The 12,507-nt window shown below is 71.3% G+C and carries 10 protein-coding genes; 9 read left to right on the top strand and 1 reads right to left on the bottom strand.

Features of this window, described 5'->3' with window-relative positions; all coding sequences use genetic code 11:
* The 4 genes from VNR19_RS02220 to VNR19_RS02205 all read left to right on the top strand — a co-directional run.
* Positions 1-138: integrase core domain-containing protein (locus VNR19_RS02220; RefSeq protein ID WP_325723455.1), on the top strand; the 138-nt coding region annotated here is incomplete at its 5' end.
* Between the two features lie 54 nt (positions 139-192).
* Complete coding sequence (locus VNR19_RS02215; protein WP_325723453.1) at positions 193-2,181, top strand: DNA polymerase III subunit gamma and tau; 1,989 nt, start codon at positions 193-195, stop codon at positions 2,179-2,181.
* 2 nt (positions 2,182-2,183) lie between these two features.
* The gene (gene recR, locus VNR19_RS02210) at positions 2,184-2,777 is read left to right on the top strand and encodes a recombination mediator RecR (RefSeq protein WP_325723451.1); all 594 of its coding nucleotides are present in this window, start codon (positions 2,184-2,186) and stop codon (positions 2,775-2,777) included.
* Positions 2,774-3,700 (top strand): DMT family transporter, encoded by a 927-nt coding sequence (locus VNR19_RS02205; protein ID WP_325723449.1) that lies wholly within the window; start codon positions 2,774-2,776, stop codon positions 3,698-3,700. Before recR ends, VNR19_RS02205 begins: the two co-directional genes overlap by 4 nt.
* Positions 3,701-3,729: 29 nt before the next feature.
* Here the strand turns inward: VNR19_RS02205 and VNR19_RS02200 are convergent, their stop codons facing one another.
* Positions 3,730-4,218, bottom strand: coding sequence for a hypothetical protein (locus VNR19_RS02200; RefSeq protein WP_325723447.1), 489 nt, complete (start codon positions 4,216-4,218; stop codon positions 3,730-3,732).
* A 103-nt stretch (positions 4,219-4,321) separates the two neighbouring features.
* Here VNR19_RS02200 and VNR19_RS02195 point away from each other — a divergent pair, with 103 nt between their 5' ends.
* The 5 genes from VNR19_RS02195 to VNR19_RS02175 all read left to right on the top strand — a co-directional run.
* On the top strand, positions 4,322-6,391 hold the full coding sequence (locus VNR19_RS02195) for an elongation factor G (protein WP_325723445.1): 2,070 nt from the start codon (positions 4,322-4,324) through the stop codon (positions 6,389-6,391).
* A gap of 108 nt (positions 6,392-6,499) precedes the next feature.
* Positions 6,500-7,810 (top strand): aspartate kinase, encoded by a 1,311-nt coding sequence (locus VNR19_RS02190; RefSeq protein ID WP_325723443.1) that lies wholly within the window; start codon positions 6,500-6,502, stop codon positions 7,808-7,810.
* A gap of 111 nt (positions 7,811-7,921) precedes the next feature.
* Positions 7,922-8,998, top strand: coding sequence for an aspartate-semialdehyde dehydrogenase (locus VNR19_RS02185; RefSeq protein WP_325723439.1), 1,077 nt, complete (start codon positions 7,922-7,924; stop codon positions 8,996-8,998).
* Between the two features lie 22 nt (positions 8,999-9,020).
* Positions 9,021-10,532 carry a malate:quinone oxidoreductase gene (locus tag VNR19_RS02180; RefSeq protein ID WP_325723437.1) on the top strand — a complete coding sequence of 504 codons (1,512 nt, stop codon included), beginning with the start codon at positions 9,021-9,023 and terminating at the stop codon, positions 10,530-10,532.
* A 25-nt stretch (positions 10,533-10,557) separates the two neighbouring features.
* Positions 10,558-12,507: DUF2207 domain-containing protein (locus VNR19_RS02175; protein ID WP_325723435.1), on the top strand; the 1,950-nt coding region annotated here is incomplete at its 3' end.

Genomic DNA, 12,507 nt, shown 5'->3' with positions numbered 1-12,507 from the left:
TACAACAGCGAATCAGCCCGCCGCGCAGCCCTGCCCGCCTGGCTGCACTTCTACAATCACCACAGGCCCCACACTGCGATCGGGAAGCTCCCGCCCATCAGCCGGATCTCAAACAACCTGCCTGGGCAGTACAGCTAGCGCATGCCCGAGTCCGACCGCCGCGATGTCGCCGGCACGCCGTAGGCTGTGGGGGTGACCACCGCCCTCTACCGCCGCTACCGGCCCGAGACGTTCGGCGAGATGATCGGTCAGTCGCAGGTCACCGAACCGCTCATGACGGCGCTCCGCGGCGACCGCGTCGGCCACGCGTATCTCTTCTCGGGGCCGCGCGGGTGCGGCAAGACGACGTCCGCGCGCATCCTCGCGCGCTGCCTCAACTGCGCCGAGGGCCCCACCGACACGCCGTGCGGCACGTGCGAGAGCTGCATCGAGTTGGGGCGGAACGGCGGCGGGTCGCTCGACGTGGTCGAGATCGACGCCGCGTCGCACAACGGCGTCGACGACGCCCGCGACCTGCGCGAGCGCGCGGTGTTCGCGCCCGCGCGCGACCGCTACAAGATCTTCATCCTCGACGAGGCGCACATGGTGACGCCTCAGGGCTTCAACGCGCTGCTCAAGCTCGTGGAAGAGCCGCCCGACCACGTCAAGTTCATCTTCGCGACGACCGAGCCCGAGAAGGTCATCGGCACGATCCGCTCGCGCACGCACCACTATCCGTTCCGCCTCGTGCCGCCCGCCGCGATGCTCTCGTACGTCGAAGAGCTGTGCGCGCAGGAGGGCGTCGAGGTCGAGACGGGCGTGCTCCCGCTCGTCGTTCGGGCCGGCGGCGGCTCGCCGCGAGACACGCTCTCGCTGCTCGATCAGCTGATCGCGGGATCGGATGCGGCGGACTCGGGCGCCGTGCGCGTGCAGTACGCGCGGGCGGTGTCCCTCTTGGGCTACACGCACGCCGAGCTCCTCGACGAGGTCGTCGACGCGTTCGCCGCAGCCGATGCGGCCGCGGCGTTCGCCGCGGTCGACCGCGTCGTGCAGACAGGGCAGGACCCGCGGCGCTTCGTCGACGACCTGCTCGAGCGCCTGCGCGACCTCATCGTCGTCGCGGCGACGGGCGAGGGCGCGGCGGCCGTGCTGCGCGGCGTCTCGACCGACGACCTCGCGCGCTACCGGCGCCAGGCCGACGCGTTCGGCGCGGCGCGTCTGTCGCGCACGGCCGACATCGTGATCGCCGCCCTCGACGAGATGACGGGCGCGACGTCGCCGCGGCTGCAGCTCGAGCTCATGGTGGCGCGCGTGCTGACGTACGCGACGGCTCCCGCGGCGCCGGCGGCCGCCCCCGTTGCTGCTCCGGCTCCCGCACCGGTCGCTGAGCGAGCGAGCGAAGCCGCCGAGCCCGCCGCACCCGCGGCAGCTCCCGCGCCGCCCGCCGGCCCCGTCACGCTCGAGACGATGCGTGGGGCATGGCCCGACGTGCTCGCGCGCCTGAGCGACATCAACCGCACGTCGTGGATGGTCGCGCAGACCGCGCGCATCGTCGACCTCGCCGACGACGTGCTCACCCTGGCCTTCCCGAGCCCTTCCGACCTCGCGAAGTTCAAGAAGCTCCCGGGCGGGCCGAGCGAAGACCTGCGCACGGCGATCAACGCGGTCCTCGGTTTCCGCGTGCGGTACATCGCACGCCACGAGCCCAGCGGCCGCGAGCCCGAGTCGGGCGGCGGGAGCCCCGCGGAGGGCACGCGGGGCGAGCCCGAGCCCGACCCTGCGAGAGCCCGCTCAGCCACGACGTACGCCGCCGCACCGGTCACCGAGTGGGCGGTCGCCCCGATCCCCGACACACCCGCGCCCGGTGCCGAAGCCGCGCAGGCGACACCCCACCTCGCGGTCGACGACGAGCCCGAAGAGGCCGTTTCCGCCGTGCGCGTCGCGACGCTCACGCCCGCTCGCGAGGGCGACGTGCTCCCGGCCGACGAGGTCGAGACCTCGATCGAGACCGAAGACGACGACGACGAGGAGCCGGCGGTCGAGGTCGAGGCGCCCCTGCCGCCGGTGGTTCCTCCCGCGCCCGTGCGGCCGGCTGCCGCATCCGGTGGTCCTCAGCGGTACGGCGAGGCGGTCGTGCGTCAGGTGCTCGGAGCGCGCTTCGTGCGTGAAGAGCCGTACGAACCCCCGACGAGGTTCAGCTAGCCATGTACGACGGCATCGTCCAAGAGCTGATCGATGAGTTCGGCCGCCTTCCGGGCATCGGGCCGAAGTCGGCGCAGCGCATCGCGTTCCACATTCTGCAGACGCCGAGCTTCGACGTGTCGCGGCTCGCGCAGCTGCTCAGCGAGGTGCGCGAGAAGGTGCGGTTCTGCGAGGTGTGCGGCAACGTGTCCGAGCAGGAGCGCTGCGCGATCTGCCGCGACCCGCGTCGCGACGCCACGGTCATCTGCGTCGTCGAAGACGCCAAGGACGTCGCCGCGATCGAGCGCACGCGCGAGTTCCGCGGCCTGTACCACGTGCTCGGCGGCGCGATCAGTCCTATCGCGGGCGTCGGCCCCGACGACCTGCGCATCACGCAGCTCATGCAGCGGCTCGCCGACGGCACGGTGAGAGAGGTCATCATCGCGACGAACCCGAACCTCGAGGGCGAGGCGACGGCGACGTACCTCAGCCGCCTGCTGCACACGCTCGAGATCTCCGTGACGCGCCTGGCCTCCGGCCTTCCCGTCGGCGGCGACCTCGAGTACGCCGACGAGGTCACGCTCGGCCGCGCGTTCGAGGGCAGACGCTCGCTGTGAACGCCGCGCAGCGGTTCGACGCCCGCGCATGGCTGCTGTTCGCGGCCATGGCGGTGCTGTGGGGCATCCCATACCTCTTCATCCGCATCGCGGTCGACTCGTACTCGCCCGCGGCGGTCGTCGCGGGACGCACGCTCCTGGGTGCGGTGATCCTCCTGCCGTTCGCGATCCGTCAGAAGGCGCTGAGGCCCGCGTGGTCGAAGATCGGGTGGGTGCTCGCGTTCGGGGCGATCGAGATGGCAGGACCCTTCCTGCTGTTGAGCCATGCCGAGCAGACGATCCCGTCGGGGCTGACCGGGCTGCTCGTCTCGACGGTGCCGCTGTTCGCCGCCGTCATCGCGTTCGTGGGCGGCGACCGCAGCGCCCTCGGCCGCGCCCGCTCGATCGGGCTCGTCATCGGGTTCGCGGGTGTCGCGGTGATCGTGGCCGGACCGGGGCTCGCCGTCGAGGGCGGCGGAGGGCTCATCGCCGTCGGCGAGGTGCTGCTCGTGGCCGTCCTGTACGCGATCGCGCCGTTCATCGTCGCCACGAAGCTCAAGGACGTGCCGTCGCTCGGCAGCGTCACCCTCGCGCTCGCCGCGGTCGGCCTCTTCTATCTGCCGATCGCGCTGCTCACGCAGCACGAGGTGCCCACCGTGCCGAGCACCGTCTCGCTCGTGCTGCTGGCGGTATTGTGCACGGCGCTCGCGTTCATCGTCTTCTTCGCGCTCATCGCTCGCGTGGGCCCCGCACGGGCGCCGCTGTTCACCTACGTGAACCCCGTCGTCGCGATCGTCCTCGGCGCCATCATCCTCGGCGAGGAGATCACCCTCGGCCTGCTCGTGGGCTTCCCGCTCGTCATCTTCGGATGCTGGCTCGCGGCGACCGGCGGCCGTCTGCGCGTGCGCGACAAGGTCGACGAGCTGCCGCCGCTCTCGCCCTGAGTCCCGGGCCCTGAGTCCCGGGCCCTGAGTCAGCGCAGCACTTCGACGAGGGCCACCCACGAGACGCCGATCGCCGACACGATCGCGGTGAGCGTGCCCACGGCGACGGCGATCATGGCGTCTGGTACCGAGAACAGCAGCAGCACGCCGCCGACGGCGAACGCGACGAGGGGCAGGAATCCGATCGCCGCGTTGGCGAGCCTCCCTCGCACGCGCGGCGACCGGTCGCGCGCGATCCTCGCGGTCGCGTGGATCTGGAACCCGCAGGCCAGGAGCGTCGCCACGACGATGATCGCTCCGTACCATCCGGGCGCGATCTCGGGAATCAGTCCCACGCCGGTCGTCGTGATCGCCAGCACGAGCGTGGCGATCGCGGCCGCGAGACGCGCGGTGAGCGTGGACGCCTTGACGATCTCGGCGATGTTCACGCTCGCGGCGACGATCACGAGGCCCGCGAGGGCCGCGGTCGCGCCGACCATCGCGACGTTGAAGTCCTTCCACAGCTCCAGCTGATCCATGCCCGGATGCTAGCGCCGCCCATGCGGATGCCGTCAGCCCTGGCGATCCTGCGAGGCACAAGGCACGATGGACGGAACATCCACATCGGTGTGGGAGGCGTGAATGGACCCGACGCCCGGCAACGGACACCGGACGGTCGCCCTCGTGGGAGGGACCGGTTCAGGCAAGACGATGCTCGCAGAGGCGCTGCTGTTCCAAGCCGGCGCGATACCGCGCAAAGGCTCGATCGAGCAGGGCACGACCGTATGCGACCACGACCCCGAGGAGATCGCCCGCGGCTCGACGCTCGGCATCTCGCTCGCGTACCTCTCGTGGCCGTGCTCCGACGGCGTGGAACGCGCGATCACGTTGATCGACACCCCGGGGCATCCGGATTTCATCGGCGCGGTCGACACCGCGCTGGCCGTCGCGGATGCCGCGGTCATCGTCGTGAGCGCCGTCGACGGTCTGAACGCGGGCACGCGCGCCGCATGGAGCGCCACCGAGCACGCGGGGGTGCCGCGCATGGTCGTCGTGACGCAGGAGGACCGCGCGCGGGCGGACTTCCGGCGCGTGCTCGGCGAGCTGCGTGCGGCCTTCGGCGAGAAGCTGTGGCCGCTGGAGATGCCGCTCGGCGAGGAGCAGGAGTTCCACGCGGTCGCCGACGTGCTGAGCGAGCACGCCCTCGTGTACGACGAGTCCGGCCACCATCACGAGGAGCCGATCCCCGAGTCGGCGCGCGTCGAGGAGCACGACCTGCACGTGAGCGTCACCGAGGAGATCGTGTCGCACGACGACGAGCAGCTCGAGGCGTACCTCGAGGGCGAAGAGCCCTCGCCCGACGAGCTCGAGCGGTCGTTCGCGCGCGAGGTGGCGTCCGGCGAGGCCGTGCCCGTGCTGCTGTGCTCGTCCGAGACGGGCACCGGCATCGATCGCGTCGCCGACCTGCTGTGCGCGCTCACGCCTTCGGCGCACGACCACGACACGCGCATCGTCGTCGGCGGCTCGGCGGACGGGGAGGGCGGCACCGAGGTCGCCGTCGCCCCGAGCCCCGAGGGAGAGACCGTCGTCCACGTCTTCCGCACGGTCGCCGACCCGTTCGTCGGGCAGATCGCGATGCTCAAGGTGCTGTCGGGCACGCTGCGCCCGAGCGACAGGCTGCGCAACGCCACGACGGGAACCGAAGAGCGGATGCCGGCGCTGTTCCGCTTGCGCGGATCGCAGCACGTGCCCGCGGACGCGCTCCGCTGCGGAGAGGTGGGGGCGGTCGCGAAGCTCGCCGGCTCGCCGTCCGGCTCGATCCTGTGGTCGCGCGCGCAGGGGACCGCGCGCCCCGCGCCGCTCCCGCACCGCGAGCCCGTGTACGCCGTCACCCTCACGCCGGTGAGTCAGTCCGACGACGCGAAGCTGTCCGGAGCGCTGGCGCGCCTGCTCGCCGAGGACCCGACCCTCGTGCTCGACCGCACGGGCGGCGAGACGATCCTCCGCGGGCTCGGCGACACGCATCTCGCCGTCGCGGTCGAACGGCTCGGGCGCGTGCTCGGGGTTCACGTCACGACCGGTCCCGCGCCGGTCGCCTACCGCGAGACGATCGCGCGTCCGGCCCAGGCGGAGGGCCGCCTCAAGAAGCAGTCCGGCGGCCACGGCCAGTTCGCCGTGGTGCAGCTGCGCGTCTCGCCGCTGCCCACGGGCTCGGGTTTCGAGTTCGTCGACTCGGTCGTCGGGGGAGCCGTGCCCCGCCAGTACATCCCCGCGGTGGAGAAGGGGGCGCGCGACGCCCTCGCGGCGGGCGGGCCGCAGGGACACCCGGTCGTCGACGTGCGCGTCGAGCTTTACGACGGCAAGGCGCACTCGGTCGACTCGTCCGAGATGGCGTTCCGCACCGCCGCCGCGTTGGGCGTCAAGGCGGCCCTCGCCGAGGCCGGGACGATCGTCCTCGAGCCGGTGTCGATCGTCACCATCACGGTGCCGCCCGACCTGCAGGGTCCCGTGCTCACCGACCTGTCGTCGCGCCGCGCGCGTGTGAACGCGACGGAGTCGACCGAGGACGGCCGCACGCGCATCATCGCGAGCGCGCCCGAGGCGGAGCTCGCGCGGTACGTGCTCGAACTGCGTTCGCTCACCGGTGGCCGGGCCGAGCTCATGATCGCGTCCGACCGCTACGAGAGGGCCCCCGAGCCGCACCGCGTGTGACCCCGGATGCCCGAGCCGTCGCATGACGGGACGGGAATGCGCCGATCGTAAGATGGATCGTCGGGCGCGGCCGGGAGCCGCCCGCCGACGTATCCCCGGGAGAACCACGTGGCGCTTATCGTCCAGAAGTACGGCGGCTCGTCCGTCGCCGACGCCGAGAGCATCAAGCGCGTCGCGAAGCGCATCGTCGACACGCGCCGCGCCGGCAACGACGTCGTCGTCGCGGTGAGCGCGATGGGCGACACGACCGACGAGCTGCTGGAGCTGGCCGCGCAGGTCGCGCCGATCCCGGCGCCCCGCGAGCTCGACATGCTCCTGTCGAGCGGCGAGCGCATCTCGATGGCGCTGCTCGCGATGGCGATCCATTCGATGGGCTTCGAGGCGCGCTCGTTCACGGGCAGCCAGGCGGGCATGATCACGACCGCCGACCACGGTGCGGCGCGCATCGTCGACGTCACCCCGGTGCGTCTGCGTGAGGCGCTCGACGAAGGCGCGATCGTCATCGTCGCGGGCTTCCAGGGCTTCAATCGCGACACGCGCGACATCACGACGCTCGGCCGGGGCGGGTCCGACACGACCGCGGTCGCCCTCGCGGCGGCGCTCGACGCCGACGTGTGCGAGATCTACAGCGACGTGGACGGCATCTTCACCGCCGACCCGCGCGTCGTGCCCAGGGCCCGCAAGCTCGACGTCGTCTCGGCCGAGGAGATGCTCGAACTCGCCGCGAACGGCGCGAAAGTGCTCTACATCCGCGCCGTCGAGTACGCGCGCCGCCACGGCGTGATGATCCACGCGCGCTCGACGTTCAGCTCGAGCGTCGGGACGTATGTGCTCGGCCCGGGCATGACGGTGCCCGACGGCCAGAAGGACGCCTCCACGGACGCCCACAAGGGAGAACACATGGAAGAGCCGATCGTCGCGGGGGTCGCGACCGACCTCAGCCAGGCGAAGATCACGATCATCGGCGTGCCCGACGTGCCGGGCAAGGCAGCCGAGATCTTCAAGCTCGTCGCGCGCTCAGGTGCGAACGTCGACATGATCGTGCAGAACGTCTCGGCGGCCGCGACCGGTCGCACCGACATCTCGTTCACGCTTCCCAAGGCGGATGCGCCGGCGGCGCTGCGCGCGCTCGCAGCCGACAAGGACGACATCGGCTTCGAGAGCCTCGTGCACGACGACCAGATCGGCAAGCTGTCCGTCGTGGGCGCGGGCATGCGCACGCACTCGGGTGTGTCGGCGACGCTCTTCGAAGCGCTGTCGGTCGCGGGCATCAACATCGAGATGATCTCGACGTCTGAGATCCGCATCTCCGTCGTGGTGCGCGGCGACGACCTCGCCGAGGCCGCGCGCGTCGTGCACACCGCCTACGGGCTCGACGGCGACACGGAGGCCGTCGTCTACGCCGGCACCGGGCGCTGACAGGAATGCCGCGATGAACGGGGGAACGCGCTCCGAGCGGAGCGGTAGAATCGGGCAACCCCTGCGCGACCGACGACGCCCGCGCGTCCGCTCCACGCTGAGGAACTCCCCATGACCCGCATCTCAGACTCCGGACTCTCCGTCGCCGTCGTGGGCGCCACCGGCCAGGTCGGCGGTGCGATGCTCGACATCCTCGAGGAGCGCGGATTCCCCGTCCGCGAGCTCCGCGCCTTCGCGACGGCGCACTCGGCCGGATCCGACGTCGTCTTCCAGGGCAAGGCCGTGACGGTCGAAGACGTCGCGACGGCAGACGTGTCGGGCATCGACATCGCCCTCTTTTCGGCGGGCGCCACCGGCAGCCGTGCGCACGCGCCGCGCTTCGCCGAGGCCGGCGCGACCGTCATCGACAACTCGAGCGCGTGGCGGATGGACCCCGATGTCCCGCTCGTCGTGAGCGAGGTCAACCCGCACGCGATCGCCGAAGCGCGCAAGGGCATCATCGCGAACCCGAACTGCACCACGATGGCCGCGATGCCGGTGCTGAAGGTCCTCGACGCGGCCGCCGGCCTCGAGCGTCTCGTCATCTCGACGTACCAGGCGGTGTCAGGCTCGGGCAAAGCCGGCATCGACGAGCTGCTCGGCCAGGTCGAGGGCGTGCTCGCGCAGGGCGACGTCGAGCGCCTCGCGCGCGACGGGTCGGCCCTCGACTTCCCGCAGCCCGAGAAGTACATCGCGCCGATCGCGTTCGACGTGATCCCGTTCGCGGGCAACCTCGTCGACGACGGCTCGAACGAGACCGACGAAGAGAAGAAGCTGCGCAACGAGAGCCGCAAGATCCTCGAGCTGCCCGACCTGCGCGTCGCCGGCACGTGCGTGCGCGTGCCCGTCTTCACGGGCCACTCGCTCAGCATCAACGCCGAGTTCGCGCGCGAGATCACGCCCGAGCGAGCGCGTGAGGTGCTGTCGGATGCCCCGGGCGTGACGCTCGAGGAGGTGCCGACGCCGCTCCAGGCGGCGGGCAAGGACGCGTCGTTCGTCGGCCGCATCCGTGCCGACCAGTCCGCACCCGAGGGCAAGGGTCTCGTGCTGTTCATCTCGAACGACAACCTGCGCAAGGGAGCGGCCCTCAACGCCGTGCAGATCGCGGAACTCGTCGCCGCGGGGCTCACCGCCGTCCAGACCCCCTGACGCACCGACCTAGAATTGTCTGGTGACCGAAACCACTGATGCGAGCACCGTTCCGAGCACGGACGCCGACGTCGTCGACGTCCTGTTGATCGGAGGCGGGATCATGAGCGCCACTCTCGGCACTCTGATCTCCGAGCTGCAGCCCGACTGGAAGATCGTCGCCTACGAGCGTCTGTCCGACGTCGCGCTCGAGAGTTCGAACGCATGGAACAACGCGGGCACCGGTCACGCCGCACTGTGCGAGCTGAACTACATGCCCGAGGGCCCCGACGGCAAGCTCGACCCGTCCAAGGCCATCGCGATCAACGAGCAGTTCCAGCAGAGCCGCCAGTTCTGGTCCTCGCTCGTCGACGAAGGCGTGCTCGACGAGCCGTCGACGTTCATCAACGCGACCCCGCACATGACCTTCGTGCGCGGCGAGAAGGACGTGGCGTTCCTCAAGAAGCGCTACGAGGTGCTCAAGGAGCAGCCGCTGTTCGCCGGCATGGAGTACAGCGAGGACTCGCGCGTCATCAACAAGTGGGCCCCGCTGCTCATGCAGAAGCGCCGTAAGGGCGAGCCGTTCGCGGCGACCCGGGTCCCCACGGGCACCGACGTCGACTTCGGCGCCCTCACGCGCCAGCTCTTCGACGCCTTGGGCAAGCGCGGCGCGCAGGTCGTCACGAATCGCGAGGTGCGCAACCTCACGCGTCAGAAGGACGGCACGTGGCTCGTCAAGTGGCGCAACACGATCGGCCTCACGCCCGGTGAGATCCGTGCGCGCTTCGTGTTCGTGGGCGCCGGCGGCTGGGCGCTGAAGCTCCTGCAGCGCTCGGGCATCCCCGAGATCCGCGGCTACGGCGTCTTCCCGATCGGCGGTCAGTTCCTCAAGACGACGAACCCGGCGCTCGTGGCGCAGCACAAGGCGAAGGTCTACTCGCAGGCGTCCGTCGGCGCCCCGCCGATGTCGGTGCCGCACCTCGACACCCGCGTCGTCGACGGAGAGGCGTCGCTGCTGTTCGGTCCGTTCGCGACGTTCAGCCCCAAGTTCCTCAAGAACGGGTCGATGCTCGACCTCGTGACCCAGGTGCGCCCGAGCAACATCTGGCCCATGCTCAAGGTCGCGTGGGACAACCCGAGCCTCATCAAGTACCTCGTCGGCGAGCTGCTGAAGACGCACGCCAAGAAGGTCGAGAGCCTCCGCACGTTCATGCCGACGGCGAAGGACGAGGACTGGGAGCTCATCCAGGCCGGTCAGCGCGCGCAGGTGATGAAGAAGGACCCCGAGAAGGGCGGCATCCTGCAGTTCGGCACGGAGGTCGTCACGGGCGCCGACGGCACGATCGCAGGGCTCCTGGGGGCCTCGCCCGGCGCGTCGACCGCGGTGTCGATCATGCTGGGCCTGCTCAAGTCGTGCTTCCCCGAGCGCATGGACCAGTGGGAGCCGCGCCTGCGCGAGCTCATCCCGAGCTACGGCTCGACGCTCAACGTCGACCCCGAGGCGGCCAGCGAGTCCCTCAACGAGACGGCCGAGGCGCTCGCACTCACGGCGTGACCCGCTCGGCCCCTAGGCTGAGCGCATGCGGCTGAACCGGGGGCGGCTGGCCCGCCGCGCGAGCGCGCTCGCGTTGGCGTTCGTGCTCGCCTTCGCACCACCGGCCGCGGCATCCGGCATCGTCCCAGCCCCCGCCGACGTCCAGAACTTCACCTACGACTCGTTCGACGCCGAGTACTGGCTCGTGCGGGCCCCCGGGGGTGCGAGCGCGCTCTACACGACCGAGACGATCGTCGCGCGGTTCCCCGACTTCGACCAGAACCGCGGCATCGTCCGCACCCTGCCGCGCTCCGACTCGGGCATCGACCTGCAGACGCAGGTGATGGACGTCCGGGGTGAGGGCGGCGCGCCGATCCCATGGTGGACGGAGCTGGACGAGGACTGGCTATACATCCTCACGGGCGACGACTCGTTCGTCCACGGCCGGCAGACGTACGTCATCTCGTACACGATGCGCGACGTCGTGCCGCGCTACGACGACACCGACGCCGACGAGTTCTACTGGGACACGGTCGGCACCGACCACCCGCAGCCGTTCGACGCGGTCGGAGCACACGTGCGCATCGCGGGCGATGCCGCCGACGGCCTGCTCGCCGGGAGAGCGTTCTGCTACCAGGGCCCGGCGGGCTCGAGCGACCCGTGCACGATCACCGGTCCGACAGACGGGGGCGAGTGGCCGGCCCACGTCACCGCGTGGGCGGGCTCGCAGGGGGCGTCGGATGCCGCATCCGACGCTGTCGAGTTCACGGTGCCGCCCGTGCGACTCGGCCCGGACGAGAACGTCACGGTCGCGATCGGCTTCGAGCAGGGGACGTTCGCCGCGCCGAGCCCACCGCCCCCGCCGCCGTACCCGTGGTGGCAGTGGATCCTGCCTGGGGCGGCACTCCTCGCCGGCGTCGGCGGGCTCGTGTTCGTCTTCGTCGTGCGCCGCGTGCTGCGCCGCAATCCCGACCGGTCGCCCGTCATCGTGCAGTACACGCCGCCCGAAGACGAGTCGCTCCTCCTGTCGGCCGACGTGCTCGGAGTCCCCGAGCGGGCGCTCGCCGCCCAGGTCGTCGATCTCGCGGTGCGCGACGTCATCGAGATCCGCGCGAGCGGCGACCGCGACCGTCCGGACGACTTCGACCTCGTGCTGCGCACGCGCGACGGCCTCGCCGGCGACGACCGGCGAGTCGTGCAGGCGCTGTTCGGCACGAAGTCGGGGCCGGGGGCGAAGGTGGACCTCGGGAAGTTCACCGCCAAGCCGCCGAACCGTGCGGTCACGTACCTGCGCGGCATCGGCGAGCTCACGCGCCGCCGCGGCTACCGGGGTCGCATCCCCGCGTGGGTCGAGAACGTGCGCCTCGCCGCGATGGTGTGCGGCACCACCCTGGCGTTCGTGCTGCTCTTCTTCGTCGGCGAGATCCCCGTCCTCGCGGACCTCCCCGACGGGCTCGGCACGCTCGTGTACGGCGCGGCGGTCGCGAGCGGCTTCGTCGCCTTCATGGTCCCCGGCCTCAAGCTGCCGGCGCCCCTCACACTCGCGGGCGGCCGCCACCGCACGTACCTCGAGGGCATCCGCGAGTACCTCGAGCTCGCCGAAGAGGAGCGCCTGCGTGCCGCCCAGACACCGCAGACGGCCGACCTGGTGTCCGCGGGCAGGCGACCGTACGGCGAGGTGCCCAACGCCCCGGGCGCCGACGTCGTGAACCTGTACGAGCGGCTGCTGCCGTACGCGGTGCTGTTCGGCATGCAGCGCGAGTGGCTCGACGTCATCCGCGCCGCGGCTTCTGCCGAGCTGCCGGCCGCGCGCGTGTCGCTCTTCGACGTGGTCGGCTCGAACTCGCTCACCGACGCGTCGCGCTCGATCGGTCGGCTCGCCGCGACACCCGTCTCGCGCGGGTCCTCCGGCTCGAGCAGCTCGTCGAGCTCGGGATGGTCCTCGTCGGGTGGGTCGTCCGGCGGCGGCTTCTCGGGTGGGGGCGGCGGAGGAGGC

The organism is Microbacterium sp., assembly GCF_035556355.1.
Taxonomy (GTDB): domain Bacteria; phylum Actinomycetota; class Actinomycetes; order Actinomycetales; family Microbacteriaceae; genus Microbacterium.
The sequence above is the reverse complement of the archived record's forward strand: the minus strand, read 5'-3'. Positions and strand labels throughout refer to the sequence as shown.

Coding starts and splice junctions, on each gene's coding strand:
- recR (WP_325723451.1), top strand. CDS start 2,184: ATGTACGACGGCATCGTCCAAGAGCTGATCGATGAGTTCGGCCGCCTT.
- VNR19_RS02200 (WP_325723447.1), bottom strand. CDS start 4,218: ATGGATCAGCTGGAGCTGTGGAAGGACTTCAACGTCGCGATGGTCGGC.
- VNR19_RS02195 (WP_325723445.1), top strand. CDS start 4,322: ATGGACCCGACGCCCGGCAACGGACACCGGACGGTCGCCCTCGTGGGA.
- VNR19_RS02185 (WP_325723439.1), top strand. CDS start 7,922: ATGACCCGCATCTCAGACTCCGGACTCTCCGTCGCCGTCGTGGGCGCC.